This is a genomic window from Stieleria neptunia, from assembly GCF_007754155.1.
Lineage (GTDB): Bacteria > Planctomycetota > Planctomycetia > Pirellulales > Pirellulaceae > Stieleria > Stieleria neptunia.
This window is the reverse complement of record NZ_CP037423.1, coordinates 1296488-1319029: the sequence shown is the minus strand read 5'-3', so window position 1 is coordinate 1319029 and position 22542 is coordinate 1296488. Positions and strand designations below refer to the sequence as shown.

At 57.4% G+C, this 22542-nt stretch carries 13 protein-coding genes; 10 read left to right on the top strand and 3 right to left on the bottom strand.

From position 1 onward, the window contains the following. The first annotated feature begins 348 nt into the window (after nucleotides 1-348). The 4 genes from Enr13x_RS04635 to Enr13x_RS04620 all read left to right on the top strand — a co-directional run bounded on the left by Enr13x_RS04635 (nucleotide 349) and on the right by Enr13x_RS04620 (nucleotide 6370). Nucleotides 349-1890: a sulfatase family protein gene (locus Enr13x_RS04635; protein WP_197455783.1), complete on the top strand. Its 1542-nt coding sequence runs from the start codon at nucleotides 349-351 to the stop codon at nucleotides 1888-1890. A gap of 29 nt (nucleotides 1891-1919) precedes the next feature. Next, nucleotides 1920-3332 (top strand): sulfatase family protein, encoded by a 1413-nt coding sequence (locus tag Enr13x_RS04630; protein WP_145384934.1) that lies wholly within the window; start codon nucleotides 1920-1922, stop codon nucleotides 3330-3332. A gap of 49 nt (nucleotides 3333-3381) precedes the next feature. After that, on the top strand, nucleotides 3382-5517 hold the full coding sequence (locus Enr13x_RS04625; RefSeq protein WP_145384933.1) for a sulfatase family protein: 2136 nt from the start codon (nucleotides 3382-3384) through the stop codon (nucleotides 5515-5517). Nucleotides 5518-5824: 307 nt separating this feature from the next. After that, a complete protein-coding gene (locus tag Enr13x_RS04620; protein ID WP_197455782.1) occupies nucleotides 5825-6370 on the top strand; it encodes a Uma2 family endonuclease in 546 nt (181 codons plus the stop codon). Between the two features lie 80 nt (nucleotides 6371-6450). Here the strand turns inward: Enr13x_RS04620 and Enr13x_RS04615 are convergent, their stop codons facing one another. After that, on the bottom strand, nucleotides 6451-9669 hold the full coding sequence (locus Enr13x_RS04615; protein ID WP_145384931.1) for an efflux RND transporter permease subunit: 3219 nt from the start codon (nucleotides 9667-9669) through the stop codon (nucleotides 6451-6453). 33 nt (nucleotides 9670-9702) lie between these two features. After that, the gene (locus tag Enr13x_RS04610; RefSeq protein WP_145384930.1) at nucleotides 9703-11040 is read right to left on the bottom strand and encodes an efflux RND transporter periplasmic adaptor subunit; all 1338 of its coding nucleotides are present in this window, start codon (nucleotides 11038-11040) and stop codon (nucleotides 9703-9705) included. 545 nt (nucleotides 11041-11585) lie between these two features. On the opposite strand from Enr13x_RS04610, the gene Enr13x_RS04605 reads away from it, so the two are divergent. The 4 genes from Enr13x_RS04605 (at nucleotide 11586) to Enr13x_RS04590 (ending at nucleotide 18485) form a co-directional block, all read left to right on the top strand. Beyond that, the gene (locus Enr13x_RS04605; RefSeq protein ID WP_145384929.1) at nucleotides 11586-12119 is read left to right on the top strand and encodes a sigma-70 family RNA polymerase sigma factor; all 534 of its coding nucleotides are present in this window, start codon (nucleotides 11586-11588) and stop codon (nucleotides 12117-12119) included. 3 nt (nucleotides 12120-12122) lie between these two features. Further along, entirely contained in the window at nucleotides 12123-13856 is a 1734-nt protein-coding gene (locus tag Enr13x_RS04600; protein WP_145384928.1) for a LamG domain-containing protein, read from the top strand. Nucleotides 13857-13965: 109 nt separating this feature from the next. Beyond that, on the top strand, nucleotides 13966-16677 hold the full coding sequence (locus Enr13x_RS04595) for a DUF1592 domain-containing protein (protein ID WP_145384927.1): 2712 nt from the start codon (nucleotides 13966-13968) through the stop codon (nucleotides 16675-16677). 410 nt (nucleotides 16678-17087) lie between these two features. After that, nucleotides 17088-18485 (top strand): DUF1552 domain-containing protein, encoded by a 1398-nt coding sequence (locus tag Enr13x_RS04590; protein WP_145392103.1) that lies wholly within the window; start codon nucleotides 17088-17090, stop codon nucleotides 18483-18485. Nucleotides 18486-18697: 212 nt separating this feature from the next. Here the strand turns inward: Enr13x_RS04590 and Enr13x_RS38800 are convergent, their stop codons facing one another. Next, nucleotides 18698-18838, bottom strand: coding sequence for a hypothetical protein (locus tag Enr13x_RS38800; protein WP_231744487.1), 141 nt, complete (start codon nucleotides 18836-18838; stop codon nucleotides 18698-18700). On the opposite strand from Enr13x_RS38800, the gene Enr13x_RS04585 reads away from it, so the two are divergent. Then, nucleotides 18797-20098, top strand: a complete 1302-nt coding sequence (locus Enr13x_RS04585; protein ID WP_231744385.1) for a glycoside hydrolase family 28 protein — start codon at nucleotides 18797-18799, stop codon at nucleotides 20096-20098. The two genes, Enr13x_RS38800 and Enr13x_RS04585, sit on opposite strands and share 42 nt — an antisense overlap. A 180-nt stretch (nucleotides 20099-20278) precedes the next feature. Next, the gene (locus Enr13x_RS04580) at nucleotides 20279-22531 is read left to right on the top strand and encodes a right-handed parallel beta-helix repeat-containing protein (RefSeq protein WP_231744091.1); all 2253 of its coding nucleotides are present in this window, start codon (nucleotides 20279-20281) and stop codon (nucleotides 22529-22531) included. Nucleotides 22532-22542: the final 11 nt, after the last annotated feature.

Sequence of the window (22542 nt, the reverse complement as noted above, 5' to 3'; positions counted from 1 at the left end):
GGCGTAATCCATCCTCGCGGTGATGCGTGGTGCAACGAGAATTTTGCGTTGCCTCTAACAGGAATCCAAAAGGAGCATTCCCGCACCAGCGTGAAGCCCTACGCCATGAACGATTTCTTTCCCGTGTTTTAGGAGGTGTTAGCGGCAGGGCGTAACGCGAAGCCTGGGAGGAGGGGTGGCTCGCTCACCGCAGAATGGCTGTGCAACTGACCGGGGACTCGCTGGCGGAGAAATGGTCGCGTGCCGGCGTGGTATGTTGATGGCAAGATGGGCCCAACTCGGAACACATGTAAAGGAAAGGGGGGAGCGCCGGCATCAAAGCGGCCCCCACCAAGATCAAAGAGTCTCATGCAACACACTATCAAGTACTTCAGATTTCTTTCGCTGATCGCGGCCGTGTTGTTGGTTCGCGCCAACTTCTGTGCGTCGGCTCCGGCGGCCGACAACGCGTCATCCCGGCCGAACATCGTGTTTCTGTTTGCGGACGATCAGAGCACCTATTCAGTGGGATGCTATGGCAACAAGGATGTCCAAACGCCCAATATGGATCAGCTCGCTCGCGACGGAGTGGCTTTCGACAAGCACTACAACACCACCGCGATCTGCATGGCCAGTCGAGCCAGTGTGTTCACGGGAATGTATGAATACAAAACCGGATGCAACTTCACCCACGGTGACATGCGTGAAGAGGTGTGGGCGAATTCGTATCCCGTGTTGTTGCGTGAGGCCGGCTACCTGACCGCATTCGCCGGAAAGTTTGGGATCGTGGTCACGGGCAAGGCGCTTTGCGAAAGTGACTTCGATTTTTGGGGCGGCGGTCCCGGCCAGACGAATTACGCAACGGCGAAGAACCGATCGATGACGAAGTATGCAGCAAAGTATCCCCATTCGACGTTGTCTTATGGAGCTTTCGGGCAGGATGTGATTCGCGAATCGGTCAAACAGAAGAAGCCGTTCTGTCTGTCGATCAGTTTCAAAGCACCGCACAAGCCGGCGACCCCCGATCCCCGCTTCGACGACGTCTACTCAGGGAAGACGTTCACCAAACCGGATAACTTTGGCCGGGAATACGGCACACACCTTTCGCAGCAAAGCAAGTCCGGTCGTCAGTACCCTCGATTTACCGATTGGAACTATGACACAGACTACGACGGTGAAATGGCAAAGTACCATCAACAGGTTTATGGGATTGACGTCGCCGTGGGGATGATCCGCGACGAGTTGAAAGCACAGGGCGTGGCGGACAACACCGTCGTGATCTACACCAGCGACAACGGTTACATCTGCGGTTCGCACGGCTACGGATCCAAAGTCCTGCCCATGGAAGAATCGTCTCGTGTGCCGCTGATGATCTATGACCCACGAAGCCCGTTGAACGGACGTCAGATTCGCTGCGATCGATTGACCGGCAACATCGACTTCGCGCCGACGATCCTGGAGTTGGCCGGTCTGGCGATCCCGTCCAACATGGACGGCAAAAGCCTGATGGGGTTGTTGCAGAATCCGGATGAAGGCGGGCATGACCAGATGTCCTTCATCAACGTGTATGGCCCTCTGGCGACACACAGCCTGACTTGCCTCACCAGGCAACACAAATACACCTATTGGTGGTACGGCGACGACAAAATGGATCCGGTCGAGGAACTCTTTGACACTCAAAACGATCCGCTGGAACTGAAGAACCTCGCCAACAGCCCTGACAGTGCGGATGTCCTTGCATCGATGCGCAGCCGATACGATCAGGAACTCAGCAAATGGAAAAACCAGGCGGTGGACTACAACGATTACCAGCGATACGGCACGCTCTTTGATCGATTGATTCCACTGGGTCAAAAGACTGCCCTGATGAGGAAAGACCGGCCAGCGAAGCAACCCAAACGCTCGAATTGAGAGCAGCGCAGGAACGAAAGTAAGAGACAATGAACGATTTGAAACACGCGTTGTGCTTCGCCGCAGGCACCTTGGTTCTGTTGCTTGGTACCGATAGCTCAAGTGCCGAGTCCCCGAGTGCATCACGTCCCAACATCATCATGCTGTTGGCGGACGATCTCGGTTACGGCGACCTGTCTTGTTTCGGCAGCCCCGCCGTCAAGACGCCTCACCTGGATCGACTGGCAAACGAAGGCAAACGATTCACGCATTTTTACGCGGGATCCGCGGTCTGCACGCCGACGCGTGCCTCGGTGTTGACGGGGCGCTATCCCCTGCGATTCGGGATCACGAAACACTTCAACGACGTCAATCGATGGCTGCCCGAGTCGGCGACGACCGTTGCCGAGCTTCTTCAAGACGCGGGCTACCGCACCGCACACGTGGGTAAGTGGCATCTCGGTGGGCTGCATGTGGACGATCAGGGACGGCGGTTGAATAATCAGCCCGGCCCGCGCCAGCACGGTTTCGACGTCTATCAGACCCAGATTGAACAGCAACCGGTTCGCGGACGCATGGGGCGAGATCGAACCCTGTTTCGACAAGGCGGCACGGTGCTCCTTCGCAACGACCAACACGTCGGCGAAGATGACGCCTATCACTCAAAACACTTGACCGACGCCAACGGCGACTTCGCGATCGAGCTGATCGAAGGATTCGCCGCCGGGGACAAGCCGTTCTTTCTCAACCTCTGGTGGTTGGTTCCCCATAAACCCTATGAGCCCGCTCCCGAGCCGCACTGGTCCAACACCGCGGCGGAGGGCATCAGCGACGATCAGCATCGTTTCCGCTCAATGGTCCAGCACATGGATGCCAAAGTCGGAGAGATCCTCGGCAAGCTCGACGAATTGGGGATCGCAGACAACACGCTCGTCCTGTTCACCAGCGACAACGGCGCTGCCTTTGAAGGTTTCATCGGGGATCTGAAGGGCGGCAAGACCGATCTGCATGACGGGGGAATTCGCGTGCCGATGGTGGTGCGGTGGCCGGCGGCGATTCCAGCCGGTCAAACGTCGGATGCGTTTGGCCACACCAATGACCTGTTGCCCACGTTCTGCGAAGCGGCCGGAGTCGAAGTGCCGAGCGAATTGTCGATCGATGGAATGAGTTTGTTGCCGCACATGAAGGGCGGGCCTCCGCCGAGCGACGAAGCCAGGGGCACCGTGTTCTGGCAGCTCGACCTGTACAAGAAAATTCAACGCCACTATCCGAAGCCCAAGCCGTTTGCGACCGAAGTCGCCATGCGGGGAAAATGGAAGCTGCTCGCGCTCCGCGGAAACCCCGTGGAATTGTTTGACGTCGAAGCCGACCCCAACGAGCAGCAAAATGTCATCGACAACCATCCCGATCTGGTCGCTTCGTTAGCGGCCGAGCTGGAACAATGGCTGAGCACGTCGAAATAGCGACTGCTGCGCCGTGCTTCGGATTCTCCAATTGATCAGACGACAAACAATGAAAAACGTTCCCCTGATACTCTCGGCCAGCCTTGTACTGTCGTTGGCGACAGTCTCACTCTGCCGCGCCGCTGACACTCCACCCAACGTCGTGCTGATCTTTGCCGATGATCTCGGCTACGGCGACCTGGGGTGCTATGGCGCGAGCCATGTGCAAACGCCCAACATCGATCGGCTTGCCGCCGAAGGACGCCGGTTTACCGACGCGCATTCGGTCTCGGCGGTCTGCACCCCGTCACGCTACGCGCTGCTCACCGGCCAATACCCGCTGCGCGGCAACGGGGGCAGGGGCATCTGGGGCCCCGCTCCGGTGACTTCTTCGCTTCTTGTCGACACCGAAAAAACGACGATCGCGGATGTTTTTAAAAACAGCGGCTACAGCACGGCGGCTTTTGGGAAATGGCATTTGGGGTTCGGCCAGGAAAAGAACGATTGGCAGGAACCGCTCCGCCCCGGGCCGCAGGATCTCGGTTTTGATTACTACTTTGGGATGCCTGTGGTGAACAGTGCACCTCCGTATGTGTTTGTGGAAAACGATCGCATCGTCGGAAGCGATCCCGCCGACCCGTTGGTTTATCTGGGCAGGAACAACAAGGGCGCCACGCCGATCACACCGATTCCTCCGGAGGCCGCACAGCGCAGCGCCAACCAATTCGGCGGGGCGAAGGAAGCGCACAAGTTGTTCAACGATTACCGGGTCGGCACCACGCTGGCGGAGAAGTCCGTCGAGTGGATCAATGCCCGCAAGGACCATCCATTTTTTCTGTATCTGGCAACGACCAACATTCATCACCCCTTCACGCCGGCCAAGCGTTTCCAAGGCACCAGCCAGTGTGGACTCTATGGCGACTTCATCCATGAACTGGACTGGATCGTCGGTGAAGTGCTTGCGTGTCTTGAAGAAAACGGTTTGAGCGACAACACGCTGGTGATCTTTACCAGTGACAACGGCGGCATGTTCAATCGCGGCGGACAGGCCGCGTTCAAAGCCGGGCATCGACAAAACGGCGACTTGCTGGGGTTCAAGTTCGGTGTCTGGGAAGGCGGCCATCGTGTGCCGATGATCGTCCGTTGGCCGGGCAAGGTGAAGGCCGGGACGACGTCCAACCAGTTGATCGGAAACGTCGACATGCTGGCGACGTTTGCGGCACTGACGCAGCAACAGCTGGACAAGGCTGAGCAGGCTGACAGCGTCAACATGCTGCCCGCGTTCATCGGTGAACCCGAGCAACCGATCCGCGACCATCTGGTCCTCGCCCCGCACAAGGGCACGCACCTGTCGGTCCGCAAAGGGAAATGGATGTATATCCCCAGCCAAGGCAGCGGCGGATTCGGCGGACGAAAACCCGGCGACCACACGTTCGCCGGGCCGCCCGCGGTCAGTTTTGTCGGTTCGGTCAACAGCGACATCGAAGACGGAAAGATCAAGAAGGATGCGCCGTCCGCCCAGCTGTATGATCTGGAATCGGACGTCAATCAGACGCAAAATGTGATCAACGATTATCCCGAAGTGGTCAAGGAACTGAACGCACTGCGGGCACGTTATGCACCGCCGGTACAGAAACGCCGTCCCGGAAACGTGAGTCCGCGTGGGCCCGGCAACCCCGCAAAGAAAACCGCCGCGACTCCGAGTTCGCGAACCGCGTCTTTCGACTTCGAGTCCGGCAAACTGGAACCTTGGAAAGTCGTCGATGGCGAATTCGGGCACCTCATCGGCAGCCGAGACCAATTTTTCCACAATCAAAGAGAGTACAACAAGCAGGGAAAACATTACCTGACAACGCTCGAACCCTCGGCGGATGCCAAGAAAGGCACGGACATGCAGACCGGCGTGATTGTTTCGCCGCTATTCATTCCCCAAGGCAGAACGATGACCTTCCGGATCGGCGGCGGACGCGGTCCGTCCACCTATGCCGCGTTGTGCACCGCCGACGGCAAAGAAGTTGACGTCGCACGCGGCATCAACGACCAGGTCATGCAGAAAGCAGCCTGGGACCTGACCCCGTATGTCGGTCGGAAGGTGTTCATTAAAGTCGTCGACCACTCGACCGACGGCTGGGGCCATGTGACCGTAGACGACTTTCAGTTCGATGCGAAAGTGCTGGACGAATACTCCCAATCGGTGTCCGACTAAGCAACGATCGAAATCCAGTGAAGAATTGAGCCTTCGATCAGCTGGTGAGTACGACAGGAAGATGGAGGACAGGAAAATGGGCGGCAGGTGATTTGCTCCAATTCCCTGTCTTTCGAAAGCTTTGGAGGGTTCCCTGAAAAACCGATTGTGGATTTCGTCACGACGGGTGCGAAGGCTGCTTGGACGCAGAAATATCGTCGCGTAAACTCCGTCAGTGGGGAGAAAGTTGTTAGGTATCCCTATGATCTGCCATGTTGGCGATATAATGGAGTTCAGTCGATTTTCTCCCAAAGCAATTTTCAAAACCATGTCCACCACCTCCTCTTCGTCGACCAAGTGGGATTACGAAAGCTACGCGGCGATCCCTGATGATGGGCTGCGTCATGAAATCATCGCAGGAGAACATTTCATGAATCCCGCTCCCAGCCTTGATCACCAAACCGTTTCGCGACGCATTCAGTTTCAACTGTACACCGAAATCGAGTTAACCGAGCTCGGCCAAGTATTCAACGCTCCGGTGGATGTCCAGCTGAGCGATCACGACATTGTGCAACCCGATCTGGTCATCGTCAGCAAAGACCGGCGACACATTTTGACGCCCACGAAAATCAAAGGCGTCCCCAATTTGATCGTCGAGATTCTATCGCCTTCCAACTCTGACCACGATCGCAAGCGGAAACGGACGCTCTACGAGCAAAATCTGGTTCCGGAGTACTGGATCGTCGATCCAGAAGAGCATTCGATTTTGCAACTTGTGCTCACCGGCGGCGTTTACCACGAGCAGTCGTATCATGATGAGATCTCAATGACGATTCCGCCTTGTGTTTCGGTTGATCTGACGAAGGTCTGGTAGAAAGAAAAAGGGGTCAGGACTCTTTTCGGAGATCGAAGTCCCCCACGGGGAAGGCCGGAAAAACAGTCCTGCCCCCTTTTTCATGGCCGCATTCTGGATCCGATTCGGCTTAAATCGTCGATGAAGGTGTATAGCACGGGGATCGCAAGCAGCGTCAGAAGCAGCGACAATGTTTGCCCGCCGGCGGCCAACACGGCGATGGATCTGCGTTCTTCGGCGCCGGGCCCCGTGGCGATCAGCAACGGCAACAATCCCGCGACAAACGAAATGGTGGTCATCAGGATCGGACGCAGGCGGTCGCGGTTTGCCCGCATGATCGCGTCATGACGTGGCAGGCCTTGGCCGCGAAGTGCGTTGGTGTGATCGACTTGCAAGATCGCCGCCTTTTTCACCACGCCGAACAACACCAAAATCCCCAACGCGGAATAAAGATTCAGCGTTTCGCCGCCCCAATACAAACTGACCAAACCGAACGGAACGGCAATCGGCAGCGACAACAAAATGATCACGGGGTAAACCATGTTTTCGTATTGAGCCGCCAACACGATGTACATGAACACAAACGACAGCAGGAATGTCCATCCGAAATCCGCAATCGTTCGTTCCAGCTCACGTCCGCCGCCGAGGACTTCGACATTAAATCCGACCGGGATACCGATCTCTTCAGCCGTTTGTTGCAGCGCATCGATACGGTCGGCGAGCGCGTAACCGTCCGCAATGTTGGCACGCACCGAAACCATCCGTTGGCGACTGAGTCGGTCGATGCGTGACGCGGATGTGCTGAAGCCAAAGGTGACGACGTTGTCAAGTCGTGTCAGCGAAGACATGCCGGGCACATCCGACGATCCGGATGACGCCGTGTTCACACCGGAAACCGAATCCAGCGGCTCGATCTGGTTGGTCGGGTTGGTCCGTACATACAACTGCGAGATCGACGGAACATCCTTTCGGTCGACTCCCACCAATCGCAATTCCACGTCGTACGCGTCACCGGCCGTGCGGTCCAAGTATCGTGAGACCCGATCGTCGCCACCGACCGCGACCCGCAACGTATCGGCGATCTCTTGCACCTCCACGCCCATCGCTGCGGCGCGCGGTCGATCGACACGCACCAGCAACTCGGGATTGTCGATCTGCAACGTCGAATACACGTCCACCAGCCCGGGGATCTGCTTGGCTTTTTCGCGAAGTTCGTTGCTGAATGAAAGCAACCGATCGGCGTCGGGCCCGGTGATGGCAAGGTCGATATCGACCGGTGCACCTTGCCGAAGCGATGTCAGGTTTCGCACCGATAGCCGCAGGTTCGGAATGGTTTTCAAGCGACCGCGGATCTCGGTCATTTTCTCACGCTGTGTGAAATTACCTCGCCACGCGGCCCCCGGGTCGCCTGCCAAAAGTCCGTTCCAGAGGCGTGTGAGTGAAAACGAACGCTGCTGGCTATCGGTCAATCGAATGAAAAAACCGGCTTGATTCACATCGCCACCGCCTCGCGTGCCGACCGTCGCCAAAACCGTTTCGATTCCCTCGACTTCGTCCAGCACCGCCTGGACTTTGCCGATGGCTTGACGCATCGCCAAAATGCTGGCGCCTTGTCGCGCCTCGGCACGGACCTCGAATTCTGATTCATCGACGTTCAACGGTACATAGTCCCGCTGCACCAACTGGCTCAGCGGCACATTGGATGCAATCACAATCACGACGACGGCCAGCACCCCCCATCGGAAACGCAGCGCCAACGCCAGCATCCAAAGGTAAAGCCGCTCGACCAAGGCATACAGGCCTCGCCGCGATGCCGGCGCGGCCCCGGAACCCGTCGTTTTGTTCTTGCGCAGCAGCTTGCTGCACATCATCGGCGTCAATGAAAAACTGATCAGCATCGAAATCAAAATCGCGACCGTTGCCGTGACACCAAATTGAAACAGCATTCGACCGGTCACGCTGGACAGAAACGACACCGGCAGGAAAACGATCACCAACGAAATCGTGGTCGCCAGCACGGCCAATGCAATTTCGCGAGTCCCTTCGATCGATGCTTTGACCGGATCCATCCCTTTTTCTTCGATGCAATGAAACACGTTTTCTAGAACCACGATGGCATCGTCGATGACCACACCGACCATCAGCACCAGCGCCAACATCGTGACATTGTTCAACGTGAATCCGAACCAACGCATGAACGCAAAACTGGCGATGATCGATGCGGGAATCGCCACCGACGCGATGATCGTCGAACGCCACGACCGCATGAAGAGCAACACGGTCAGGCAAGCCAAAATGCTGCCGGAGATCAAGTGGCGTTCGATTTCATGGAGTGCTTCAACGATGTACCGCGATTGATCTTGGATGATCGTGACGGAAACATCATCAGGCAGCAGGGCTTCACTGCGCGACAATCGTTCTTTGATTCCTTCGATGACCGCGACGGTGTTTTCACCGGACTGCCGTTGAATTTCCAGCACCACGGCGGGCTGTCCGTTCAACAGAGCCAGCGTGCGGACTTCTTTGGTGCTGTCGGTGACGGTTCCCAAATCGTTTAATCGAACGGGCACACCATCGACCGTGGACACGACCAAGTCCGAAAACTCGGCCGAATCATCGATCCGCCCGAGTGTTCGCATGGTCAATTCACGGCCACCATTGTCGACGCGTCCGCCGGGAATTTCGGCGTTCTGTCGCACCAAGGCTTCGCGGACTTGCAAAATCGAAAGCTGATGCGCCGCCAACCGATCTGCATCGATGTTGACTTGGATGGCGCGGTCCGCGGCGCCGGCAATCAAGACTTCTCCGACACCCCGAGACGACTCGATGACGTTTTTGACGTAACGATCGGCCAACACAAACAGCTCCCGTGCCGAACGTTGCCCCGAAACCGCCAAGGTCATGATCGGTGACGAATCCAAGTCGCGTTTGTCCACGATCGGCGGATCGATCCCCGCCGGCAGACGTTTGGTCACACCGGCAACGGCATCGCGCACATCTTGAATCGCCGCGTCGATGTCGCGATCCAATTCGATCGTGATGATGACGAACGAACGACCGTCGCGCGAAATCGATCGCAGTTCTTCGATGCCGGCGACTGTCGCCACGGCATCTTCGATCACGCTACTGACCTCGGATTCGATTTCTTCGGCCGCCGCGCCCACATATTCCGTGTTCACGAAAATCTGCGGCATGTCCATGTTGGGAAAACGGTCGACTCCCAACGACGGAAACGCCACCATGCCGGCGACCACCAATGCCGTGATCAGCATCAGCGCAAAGACCGGGCGTTTCACACAAACTTCAGCCAACCAATACATCGCCGGCTCCCTTGACGAAAAAATGGGGGCGTTTCACGAAGCTTCCCTGACGTTGGAAGCGGCGTCGGCGCGGGGTTCGGACGTCTCAACCGATTCGGAAGCATCAGACGACAGTGATGTGTTCTCGGCATCCGGCAGCTTCGGTGTCAACTCGGGCGCGAGCACTTTGGCCACCATCCCTCGCTCACCATCCACCAACAGCTGGTCGCCGACGTCCACGCCCTGGTCGACACGACACAGGTTGTCGCGAGATTCCGACGTGGTCACGGTTTGTTCGGCCGCGACTCCATCGACGACCTTCCACACCTTTTGGTTGCCCGCGAACTCCACCACAGCGGACTCGGGCAACACGATGGCTTTTGCATCCGGGTCGATCACCACTTCCGCTTCGGCAAATAAACCCGTTCGCAGCTGTTGGTCTTCGTTGTCCACGTCCGCTTCGAACATCAGCGTCCGCGAACGTGGGTCCAGCATCGGGCTGATCCGCGTGACCGTCGCCATCACGGGCGTCGAGACCGATTGGATGGTCAGACGAACGTCTTGGCCCAGCCGCAACGATTGAGCAAACCGTTCCGGAACGGCACCCCGAAATCGCAGCGGATTGGTTTGAACGAGCACGGCGATCGCTTGGCCTGTCGCGACGTAGGCTCCCGGCGCGATGTCACGTTGCTGAACAAACCCGCTGAATGGAGCTTTCACGACGGAGTCCACGAGTTGCTGCTTGGCGATCGCCAATTCCGCTTCGCGAACACGAATCACGGCGAGCCGTTCTGCCACGGCGTTGAGCGACGAAACGTATTGTGCTTCGGCAACGCGTTCGGCGGCAGCGGCTTGATCGAATTCCGCCGCTGACAGTGCATTGCGATCTTTGAGCAACTTGGCACGCTCGAACACGGCGATGCCTTCGTCCCAAACCGCCTTGGCCTCACGAACCGGCGCGGCGTTTTGTGGATCCAAATCCGCCGCGTTCTGATCGGCTTCCAGACCCACCGTTGCGCGGGCTTGCAACAATTGCGCCTCGGCCTGCGTGACACGAAGCCGGGCTTCTTGTTGGTCCAAGGTCGCCAGCGAATCGCCTTGTTGGACAAAGTCGCCGATTTCGACGTGCACCTGATCCACCCGTCCGCCGATTTTCGCGCCGATCACGACTTGTTCGTCGGGATGTAAACTGCCTTGACTGCGAACGACGGTCGGCCAAGGTTGCAGCTGAACCACGATCGTTTCGGCCGTCAGTGTGGGCACGTCCTTGAACGTTTGTGCGCTCTTTGAATCGGCATTGGTGTCACCACCACATCCGCTCAGCAAGAATGTGCAGGACCACAGCAGGCAGCACCATCGGGCGGCAAACCGTCGTTTTTCGGCAAGCGTCATGTTGTCGATTAATGTTTCGTCATCGTTGGCGGGAACTGCTAGCGCATCGAACGGATCGCGATCCGTTTAGTCCGACGAGAATCAACGCGATGCCCCGTGGTTTCTCGTGGGACGTCGCTGAATAGACAACACGTTGCTGGGATGCATCTCGACGCAGTTTTTGGTGGGCAACCCGATTAAACACGACAGGACGACAGAAGTTTCGATCGTTTTACCGGCTTTGCCGTCCCCCCAAAAAATGCCGGCGGTGATCGCAGCTACTCTCGCCGAAACCCCTGGGACGCTCCTGCCATCGGTAAGTAACACAGAGGAGACAGCGTTTCCGACAGCCCCCCCCAGTTTACCAAAAAGGTGTCAGACACCTTTTTCAGGTCCGCTGCGACGCAGCGACAGGGAGTGGCTAAAGCCTGCACACCAACACGCATGGACGTGCCGTTAGTATCTGACACGTTTTTCGACCGAAGTGTCTCAGCGGTCGCCTCGAGCGCGCAGGGAATTGTTAATTTTTGATGTCACACTTTGAGCGCCTGTGACAAGGTTTTCGTATGAGACGTCAAAATCGAGCGATTTCGCCGGAGTTCACGCAGTTGGTTGCGCAGCAACACCAGCAGTTGCGTTCGTTCGTGCGGACCCTCGGCGTTGCCCCTGACTGGGTCGACGATTTGGCGCAGGAAGCGTTTTTGGTTGCCTGGCGAGAAAGAGATTCGTTTGACGCTCAGCGGGACATCGGCAAGTGGCTGCGAGGGATTGCGCGAAATCTTGTCCGGAACGAACTTCGCAAAGACCAGCGGCGGAAGCGGATTCTGCATGAACGATTGTCCGAAATCCTTGTCGGCTCGCCGGATGATGCAGCGGAAGCGGCGGACTGGGAACAGTGCCGGATGCCGGTGCTGAGGGATTGTGTGGAGCAACTCGCTCCCAAGAGTCGTCAGATCGTGGCCGGTCGCTATGGCGATGGCTGGATGGCGCCGGATCTGGCCGACCATCTGGGCATGACCGCAGCAGCCGTTCGGCAGGCACTGATGCGTATTCGGGAGCAACTCAAGCAGTGCATCGAGTTTCAGATGGCGGAGGATTAGGCCATGGCACACGATCGCTTCGACGAACTGATTGGACGGTTGCTTGACGACGACATCTCGTCCGACCAGCTTGATGAGCTGGCTCAGGTCGCGGCCGCGGATCCGCTCAAACTGCAGCGGCTTCGCGAACACCTGTTGTTCAGCGATCGTCTGTCCCAGTACGAAGATGAACTGCGTGACGAACAGCGTTTTCTGTCGGCTCTGCAGGTTCGTGCACATGCCGCCGACGACACCGCGGACTTCGTCAGCCAGGTCGTGGCATCGGTCACAGGCGAGACCGCCGGTCTTCGCAATCAAGGTCCGTCGCCACAATCGCAGCATCATGATCGGGGCTGGAGCCGGTTTCGCGGACTGGCCGGATGGGCGACCGCGGCCGCTGCATTGCTATTGCTTGCCGCGATGCTGATCAGTCAGGCGATTGACGCTGGCAAGGATGAACCGTGGCCTCAGATAGCCGGTGGAGACCTTGCCGAACTCACCGAAGTCAACGACAGCGGCGTGGCCGTGCTGACGCGGATCGCCGGCCTGCAAGAAACAACAACGTCGGATTGGCGAGTCGGCGAAACCATCCCACGAGGAACGATGGCGTGGGATGCGGGGCTGCTGCAATTGGAGTTTTATGGCGGAGCCACGGTGGTTGTGGAAGGTCCGGCGCAGCTTGAACTCCTGGATGAATCGCGGGTGACCTTGCAGCTGGGACGACTTTGGGCCCATATTCCGATACCGGCACGCGGGTTTGCCGTGCTTGCCCCGTCCTTTGAACTGGTCGACGTCGGAACCGAATTCGGACTGAATGTCTCACGCGATGGTGTGGCCGAAATCCATGTGTTTGACGGCAAGGTCGAACTCTACGATTTGGAATCGAACCGCAACCAGACAACGCGCCGGGAACTCAATGCGGGAGACGCGCTGACGATCGATCGTGACGGAACTTCGAAACCCATCGAAGCCCAAGATGCCGACTTCGTCACACCGACGCGGCTCAGTCAGATGGCGGACGTGCACAGACAGGGTCAACTTCGGGACTGGCAAGCGTTCCGCGACACGCTGCAGGACGATCCGCGAATTGTCGCGTATTTTCCGTTCGACAGAAGCGCCGACGACGATCGACTGCTGATCGGGTATGGGCCCAACGGCTCTTCCCTGACGGGTGCCATCGTCGGGTGTGAATGGTCGCAGGGACGATGGCCGGGCAAAACATCGTTGCAATTCAAACGGCCCGGCGATCGCGTGCGGATCTCCATTCCAGGCGAATTCGAATCGTTGACCTATTCGACTTGGCTGCGGGTGGACGGGCTCGACCGCCAATACAACTCGCTGTTGCTAACCGATGGTTTCCGCCGAGACAGTCCGCATTGGCAGATTCTTCAGGATGGAACGCTGATCCTCGGCATGCGACATTCCAATCGCGTCTTGCACGGCTATCGATCGGATTCAATCTTCAGCCTGTTTCGACTGGGACAGTGGGTGCATTTGGCGACCGTCTACGACTCCGGTCAAGGGCACGTGACACACTACGTCAACGGGGAACGAACCACGCGTGAGCCGCTGAAAGGCCCCGCTTTCGCTTTACTGACAATCGGCGATGCGACGATCGGCAATTGGAGTGTTCCGACCAACCGGAACCGCAGGTCGAGCATTCGCAACCTGAACGGATGCATGGATGAACTGATCGTTTTCGGCCAGGCATTGGACGATCACGAAGTGCATCGCATTTACGAGGTCGGCCGACCATGACGCCCCATCGAAAACGACACCGTCTCGTCGACAGGCCGCAAACCGTTTGCACGCCGCACACGAAGACAGGCTGACTGACAACCGAAACGACCCGAGAGAATCCAATTCGATGAACTTCCATCTAGTCACCATCGCGATCCTGTTCGGTAGCCTTGTGGCCGGCACGCCACCGCATCGCGCTGCGACGGCCCAGGAACCGACGGCGCCGGATGAACCGACGCTCGAAGAAATCAAGGCGGCGGGGGCACTTCGATCCAGTTATCGAACACCGATTCCGCAAGTCGGTGCTGATCAGACCCCGAAAGCAAACTTGCAGGCGTTTCGCGCCGAGATCGAGCCGATATTGAAGAAGGCTTGCTACGAGTGCCACGGATCGGCGACGGCCGAAGGCGACATTCGCGTCGACACGCTGGACCCCGATCTTCTGCACGGCGATGACGTGAGTTGGTGGCTGGAGGTCTCCTCGGCCGTGGGCAACGGTGAGATGCCTCCTGAAGACGGACCGGAACTGACTGGCGAAGATCGCAAAAAGATCATCGAGTGGCTCTCCGCTGAGATCCAGACCGCGTCACGAGTGCGGCGTGCCGAACAGGGGCGTTCCTCGTTTCGTCGGATGACGCGTTACGAATACAACTACGCGCTGCAAGATTTGCTCGGGCTTGATCTGGACTTCGCCAAAGACCTGCCGCCCGACCCGATCTCGCCCGATGGTTTCAAGAACAGCTCCGACATGCTGCAGATGACGGGCGGGCAGTATGCCGAATATCTGCAACTGAATCGCAACGCACTGTATCGAGCCACCGTCAGTGGCGAGCGTCCCGAGGTGTTGCACTGGGGCGTTTCGGCTCAGGCCGCATCGGCAAGTCAGTTTGCCGAGCTCGAAACGTCAAACGAATCATCCGAGAACCCGCCCCAAGCCACACAGGCACCCGCCGCTCAAAATAACAGGCAGAGAGGTGGTCGACGCGGAAGGGGTGGCAGGCGTGGCAGACCGGCTCACTACAAGAACACAAAAACCGGCCAGACGGTGCCCGCCACATGGTCGTACGTCGGAGCGGTCAATGCGTGGGCACCCACATCGGCGGCCCCTGAAGTACCTGAGCCATCCGAGGTCGTTGCCGTGCTCCCGGCAAGCCAACGGATCGTGGTCGAACTTGGAAACCGATTGCCCGACAAAGGAACCCTGCGAGTTCGTGTCCGTGCTTCGCGAGTTTCTACCGAACAAGACCCTGCTCCACGTCTCGCTTTGGAATTCGGTTGGCAAGGCGACAAAGACCAAAAGGCCACGTTTCGAATCAGCAACCGTGACCTGGTCATTGACGCGTCGCCCGAACAACCGGTGTTCTATCAATGGGAGATTCCGCTAAGCGAAATCCATCCCCGCAATCCGGTCCGCAAGACTGTGGAACTGGGCACGACCGTGGGGACCAATCCGTCCGAGTACATTCGACTGTACAACACTTCGAAGGGACAGTCCGCGGACATTCAATTCGATTACGTCGAAGTGATGGCCCCGGTCTACGATCCCTGGCCGCCCGTCTCGCATTCGGCGATTTTCATCGACAGCGAGAACTCCGATGACGAACAGGCGTATGCGAGGGAAATCATGACGCGTTTCATGCGTCGGGCCTGGCGACGCAACGTCACCGCAGCGGAAGTCGATTCGCAGCTGGAGCTGTTTGCCCAGATTCGCCCGATTTGCGAAAACTTCGAACAGGCCGTGGTCGAGACACTGGCGGCGGTGTTGTCGTCTCCCCGATTCCTGTATCTGGTTCATTCGGATCGGTCGCGGCCGGAAGCTCAACGCGGGCTGGACGAATTCGAACTGGCCACGCGTCTTGCCATGTTCCTTTGGTGCAGCGTGCCAGATGACGAACTGCTCGACCTCGCCGCCAAAGGGAAACTGGGGCATTCGGACGAGCTAGTCCGTCAGGCGCAGCGGATGCTTGCCGACCCGCGGCACGAGCGTTTTTCGAAGCACTTCGTGAGGCAATGGTTGAACATGGCGCCACTCGAGTTCGTGACCATCGACAGGGAGACGTATCCGCAGTTCGACGACACCTTGAAGCAGTCGATGCAACAAGAGCCGATCGCGCTGTTTGAGGAAATGCTGCAGAACGACTACAGCGTGATGGATTTCCTTCACTGCGATTACGCGGTGGTCAATGGGCGACTCGCCGAGCACTACGGGATCACCGGCGTTCAGGGAAACGACTTTCAGAAGATCTCGCTGAAACCGGAAGACAATCGCGGTGGGTTGCTGACGCAGGCTGGGTTGTTGGCCATGAATTCCGATGGAACGGACTCGCATCCGCTCAAACGCGGCATTTGGTTGCTGGAGAGTCTTCTCAATGACCCGCCGCCGCCGCCGCCACCGGCCGTTCCCGAGATCGACGTGGCCGATCCCGAGATCATGAAGTTGACCCTCAAACAGCGGATGGAAGATCATCGCCAACAGCCGGCCTGTTTTTCGTGTCACGTCAAGATCGACCCCTGGGGGATCGCTTTGGAGAACTTTGATGCCCTCGGCAACTGGCGGACGGAGAGCCAAGGAAAATCCATCGACGCATCCAGCCTGCTGAACAACGAGCATGAGCTTGACGGCATCGACGGAGTGAAACGTTTTCTGCTCGCCAACCGCCAAGACCAATTCGCACGGGCAATCGTTCACAAGATGACCACCTTCGCGCTCGGACGTCCACTGACCTTCGGTGACCGATCGAGCATCGACCGCCTGACCTCTGAATTAAGGAAGCAAGGGGACGGGCTGCAAACGTTGATTCGGCTGTTAGTCGTCAGCGACCTCTTTCAGAATCGTTAAGTGATGAGTTTCCCCATGATTCGAAACAAATCCAACACATTCACCACTCGCCCCGCTTCGAGATCGTGCAGTTTTCGGCGTCACCCTCCTGGCAGGCATTGGTGCCGACGCAAGTCGCAAGATTTGAAGTCACCCTCCCTTTTAGGGAGGGTCGGACGCGAGGTACGAGCGGCCGGGGAGGGTTCGTTGTGGCTCGAAATCATTCGATGGTGCGAACAGACCCTCCCCTCGCTGCGCTCGACCCTCCCTGCCAGGGAGGGTGACTTAAGTTGTGTAGACACCCATGCCCTCTGGGAGAGCGGCGAAAACCCATTGTTGTCAACAACTAAAAAGCGGCACGACCTCCCGAAGCGGGGAAAGGGGTGCCAGTGTGATTTCTTATTGAATCGTTCCTATCCCATGGATTTATGATGACCCTCAATTCACTCGACCGTCGCCGATTCGTTCGCGGAGTCGGCGGATTCGCACTCGCCCTGCCTGCTTTCGAGACGTTTTGCGGAGCTGCGGGGGCCGCTGAGAAACCGGCCACCCCTCGACGGCTGGCCTGTTTTTACTTGCCCAACGGTGTGCCGATGCCGCTCCCAGAGGATCCGGCCTACCAGGATTGGTCATGGTTTCCCCATGGCGAAGGACGGGATTTCTCATTCAGCAAATGTCTGGATCCACTGGAACCGCTGCGCGACGAGTTGACGATCCTCTCCGGTTTGTCGCACCCGGCATCGCGCAACAACCATGGCCATCACAACGCCGACCAGTTTCTCACGGGGGCCGCGATCGGCGGGGGCGGCAACTACCAGAATTCGATTTCACTCGACCAGGTCTATGCGGCACATGTAGAAGAGCAGACCCGATTCGCGTCCCTCGTCATGTCGACCGACGGAGGTACGGGGCCCCAGCGCAAGGCCCATACGATTTCGTTCAACCACGAAGGTCGCCCGATTCCGGCGGAACACAAACCGAAACGGATCTTCGACAGGCTGTTTGTGAAACAGGACGGCGACGCCGCACGGCGTTTGGCGCTCAGCGAAAGCGTGCTGGATCATCTGATGGAAGACGCGCGTTCGTTGCGAAGAGATCTATCGAAACAGGACCAGCAGACGTTCGAGGAATTTCTCGGCAGCGTGCGAGACACTGAGATCAAGGTCGCCAAGTCGGCACGGTGGATCAACCTTCCGCTTCCGACCGTCGATGTCGATCATTTGAATCTTGAGATCACGGCGGAGGACCCGCGCGAGTACATCCAAACCATGTACGAGCTGATCTACCTGGCGTTTAAAACCGATTCGACGCGAGTGGCGACCTACCAGCTCGGCAAGGAAGTCAGCAAAGGGATCAGCGACTATCTCGCTCGGGCCGTCGGGCTTCCCCTCACACACCGACTCTCGCACCTCACCAAAAAGCCCGACGGCTGGAAGAATTTCGGCACCTTCTGCCGATTCATCAGCGAAGAGTTCGGACGCTTTGCCGGCAGATTGAAGTCGACTCCAGAACCTGCCGGTGAAGGCAGCATGCTCGATAACACCTTGCTGCTGTTCGGGTCCGCGTCCAGCGCCTTCCATCTCTCCCGAAACTATCCCCTGATCTTGGCCGGTGGCAAATCGATGGGCTTCAAGCACGGACAATACCTCAACTACGCCGGCGCCGGCGCCTTCCGCGGGGGCTGGGCCCCGGGCGAAAAAGAGCCTTGGAGAATCAGGGCCAGCCACGAGGACATTCCCTTGTCGAATCTGTACGTCACCATGCTGCAACGATTAGGTGTCGAGACCGAAACCTTCGCCGACAACACCGGATCACTCGGCGAAGTTTGAACCGACAAGAATCGGGCGAGAAAAAGTGGGATAGGCTTCCAGGCTCGTCATTTCGACACCACCGAAACACAGGCAAGGCATTTACACTCCGCCCCCACGACATGCAGCACCCAAAGAAATCACAACAGAAGAAAATGAAATCGCAGATGAATCGGCAATCGCCCCTCACACTCGTCACAACCGTCGTCCTGCTCGGAGTCGTGTTGACTCATCTACGCGATCCCCAAGACGCGGTTGCAGATAGCGACAAGACGTCCGTCACCAAGGTGTTCAACATCAAGAACTTCGGCGCGATCGGCGACGGTGTTGCGATGGACACGCAAGCGGTCCAAGACTCGATCGATGCCTGTCATGATGCGGGGGGAGGGATCGTGCGCGTCCCCGCCGGCGATTTTCAAATCGGCACGATCATTTTGAAAAGCAATGTCACCCTCTCGCTCGATCACGGGGCCAGCTTGCTCGGAAGCACCGATGTGGCAGACTACCCCACTGAAAACCTCAGCCGCCCCCGAGAGGGCGCCGCCCATTGCCTGATCTACGCCGAAAACGCAAAAAACATCACCATCGAAGGACTCGGCGTGATCGATGGCAGGGGCACACACGAAAATTTCCCCCGGAACAGAAAGGGTGGTAGAAACACCGGCATCCGCCCGCGTCTGATGCGCATGGAGAGTTGTCAGGACCTCACCTTTTCTGGCGTCACCTATAAGCGTCCGGCTTTCTGGGGGCTGCACCTAATCGACTGCAAAAACATTCACTTTAGTGCCGTGACCTTGCGATTCCGCAACAACAACTACAACAATGATGGCCTGGACCTCGATGGTTGCGAGAATGTGCTGATCGAGAACTGTGATCTCAGCACCGGAGACGACGCGATCTGCTTGAAGAGTTCAAAGAACCCTTGCCGAAACATTGTGGTCCGCGGGTGTAAAATGGACAGCAATACGGCTGCGCTAAAGTTCGGCACTTCATCCCGCGGCGGGTTCATCGATGTGACGGTGACCAACTGCTATTTTCACGACTGCCCGATGGGCGCGATCAAGTTGCAGTCGGTGGACGGCGGACGCCTGGAGAATGTCGATATCTCCCGAGTGAAAATGAAAGATGTGGGATGCCCGATATTCATACGGTTGGGCAACCGCGGCAGTACCTTTGGCGATGGACGAGAAAGCCCGCCCGTCGGCACGTTGAAAAACATCCGAATCAGCGATGTGGTCGCCGAGGTCACCATCGAAGATCGAGCGAAAGCTGCCGAAGCGGTGTACAAGAATCTAAAAGTAGATCCTACCCCCGGCGTGACGGACAACGAGAAGTCGAAAGCCGGGCCGATCATGATCACGGGCATCCCCGGTCACTTCGTCGAAAACGTCGTCTTAGAGAACATCAAGATCTCCTTCCCGGGTAAGGGCACCGAAGAAGATGCACGACGAACCGTTGCTGAAGACATTGATCGCTATCCGGAGCAGTTTTTCTTTGGCGTGCTGCCGGCTTGGGGTGCGTACATTCGTCATGCCAAAAACATCGAGTTCAAGAACGTCGAATTGACGCTTCGCGACGCGGATGAACGTCAAAAGGTGGTGCTGGATGATGTGGAAGGTTTCGTGGATCTGTAATCGCGGCGCTGAGCGGAAGATTGGTGGGATAGGCTTCCAGCCTGTCGATGCCGCAATGACAGGCTGGAAGCCTATCCCACTCCAATTGATCCGACACTTATTTTCAGCTCGATACTTTGGAACAGGATCAATCACATGAGAACAAAACGTTCGTGCATTCCGTCGGCGCGGAGGGTCTTCATGTGGCTTCCGATTCTACTTGTCGTTGTTGTTCCCAAGACAAGCCTTGCGCTGGATCTCTACGTGTCCGTTGATGGAGGAGCCGATGCGGATGGCAGCTTGGCGAAACCGTACGGATCACTTTCCGATGCGGTGCAGGCGGTTAGAGCCTTGCGGGGTGCTGGCAATACGGAACCCGCCGTGATTTACCTTCGCGAGGGACGTCACCAATTAGACGAAACTTTGGTCTTGGGCCTCGCAGACGGTTCTCCTACGACGGCCGCTGACGTGATGCTTCCGCAGTATGGCGCCGGTGATAAAACAGACCCCGCCTTCTTGACCTTTGCTGCCTATCAAGACGAACGTCCGGTTGTCAGTGCAGGAGTGCCGGTTTCCGGTTGGAAACGATTGGGATCGCCGCCCGCTGATTTGCCAGCCAAAGCGGTTGGTCACGTGTGGGTCGCAGACATGCCGGCCGGATTGGAAAGATTTTACACCCTCTATGATTCGCAAGGGCGATTGAATCGTGCCAGGGGTGACGGATTTCTGCCGACCGAAAATGGAAACAACCGCACGTTGCATTTTCCTGAAGGTGCTTTGAAGAACTGGGACAACCTTGAAGACGTAGAAATCCAAGTGCGGCCAGGTGTCGCCTACGAGATCAATATGCTTCCGCTCGAATCGGTCGATGAAGCGACTGGTATCGCACAAACTCGAGTGGCGGCTGCAGGGCGAATCGGATCACTACCTCCCTATCTCTTGGGACTGATGGGGGACGAAGCGGCTTCGGTATGGGTTGAAAATGTCCTCGAAGAACTTGATGAACCCGGGGAATGGGTCGTCAACACGAAAACTCGCAAGATTTATTTGTGGCCGGCCAATCCAGCAGCGGATGGGGCTCCGCAAGGAATCCTTGCGCCCGCAACCAGCGAACTGATTCGTGTCGAAGGGAAAATTGACCTGGAAGGCGCGGCAGATACTCCGGTCCACGGAATCGCATTTTCAGGACTTACCTTCACGCATGCCGATCGTTGGGCGTGGACAAGCAATGAAGACGTTTCGGGCTGGGGATTGCAGCACTCCTGGGACATGTTCGACAAGCCCACTGCACTGCTTCGCTTCCGTGGGGCCGAGGATTGCGAAGTGTCAGAATGTCGATTTGTAAATTCCGGAGGCTCAGGAATACGTCTGGACCTTCACGCCCAGCGCAATCGCATCACCGACTCTGAATTCGCTCACCTGGGTGAGGCGGGGATTCTGCTGGTCGGATACGGAGTTGGGGCCAAAGACGTCAATCACCACAATGAGATTATCAACAACTACCTCCATCACTTCAGTGAAATCACGTGGCAATCCCCAGGCTTTTGGGCCTGGCAAAGTGGGCACAACCGGATCGCGCACAACGAATTTGCCTACAGTGGCTATTGCGCGGTGGTCATCAGCACCCGCTCCGCCGGCAACAAAACCAGACCTCAAGGAACGGGCCAAGAGATTGGAGAAAGAAGGCGAGGAGGCAATCGGGGACGGGACTATGAAGGTTGGAAACTTCGCGAAAAACAACTCCATTCCCGTCACAACCTGTTTGAATACAACGAGATTACGCATTCCGTTCAACTGCTTTCTGATGGGAACGGCGTTTACGTGTCTGGGACCGGAACGGGCAACATCATTCGCTACAACTACCTGCACGATAATCAGTCGCATTCGCTGCCGGCGGCCATCCGTTGCGATGATGACCAGCATGAGACGCTGATCTACGGAAATGTTCTCTATCGCAACGGCGGCCATGCGGCGGCAATCGCATCCAAGGGTGTCAACGACATCATCAACAATTTCATTGTTGATCAACAGAACTCGCCACGAAACGGTTACATCAGCTTTGAATGGGTTCCGGTAACCGGGTCGAAAGTCCAGCGAAACATCATCATCTCTCATCCCGATGGTGGCCTGCCCCAATCCGAAAGGTTGCGTGGGGGCCAAACCACCGGCGGACCGAAGCTTGAATCAACGGAGATGGATTCCAATCTCTACTACCATCCGACGAATCCAAGCTGGGTGGACAACCATCTGGCCAAGATGCGGGCGGTCGACAATGAGCAGGCCAGTCGTTTTGGCGATCCCCAGTTTGTGGACCCCGCGGGCGGCGATTTCAGTTTTCAACCCGGCAGTCCCGCCTTGGCGTTGGGGATTGAACCATTGAACGTTTCAAAGATGGGGCGTGTGAGCGATCGTGCCTCAGCCACAACAAATGAAAGGAAAAACTCGAGTGACTAAATGGAAATCTG

Coding starts and splice junctions, on each gene's coding strand:
- Enr13x_RS04635 (WP_197455783.1), top strand. CDS start 349: ATGCAACACACTATCAAGTACTTCAGATTTCTTTCGCTGATCGCGGCC.
- Enr13x_RS04630 (WP_145384934.1), top strand. CDS start 1,920: ATGAACGATTTGAAACACGCGTTGTGCTTCGCCGCAGGCACCTTGGTT.
- Enr13x_RS04625 (WP_145384933.1), top strand. CDS start 3,382: ATGAAAAACGTTCCCCTGATACTCTCGGCCAGCCTTGTACTGTCGTTG.
- Enr13x_RS04620 (WP_197455782.1), top strand. CDS start 5,825: ATGTCCACCACCTCCTCTTCGTCGACCAAGTGGGATTACGAAAGCTAC.
- Enr13x_RS04615 (WP_145384931.1), bottom strand. CDS start 9,669: ATGTATTGGTTGGCTGAAGTTTGTGTGAAACGCCCGGTCTTTGCGCTG.
- Enr13x_RS04610 (WP_145384930.1), bottom strand. CDS start 11,040: ATGACGCTTGCCGAAAAACGACGGTTTGCCGCCCGATGGTGCTGCCTG.
- Enr13x_RS04605 (WP_145384929.1), top strand. CDS start 11,586: ATGAGACGTCAAAATCGAGCGATTTCGCCGGAGTTCACGCAGTTGGTT.
- Enr13x_RS04600 (WP_145384928.1), top strand. CDS start 12,123: ATGGCACACGATCGCTTCGACGAACTGATTGGACGGTTGCTTGACGAC.
- Enr13x_RS04595 (WP_145384927.1), top strand. CDS start 13,966: ATGAACTTCCATCTAGTCACCATCGCGATCCTGTTCGGTAGCCTTGTG.
- Enr13x_RS04590 (WP_145392103.1), top strand. CDS start 17,088: ATGACCCTCAATTCACTCGACCGTCGCCGATTCGTTCGCGGAGTCGGC.
- Enr13x_RS04585 (WP_231744385.1), top strand. CDS start 18,797: ATGGACACGCAAGCGGTCCAAGACTCGATCGATGCCTGTCATGATGCG.
- Enr13x_RS38800 (WP_231744487.1), bottom strand. CDS start 18,838: ATGACAGGCATCGATCGAGTCTTGGACCGCTTGCGTGTCCATCGCAAC.
- Enr13x_RS04580 (WP_231744091.1), top strand. CDS start 20,279: ATGTGGCTTCCGATTCTACTTGTCGTTGTTGTTCCCAAGACAAGCCTT.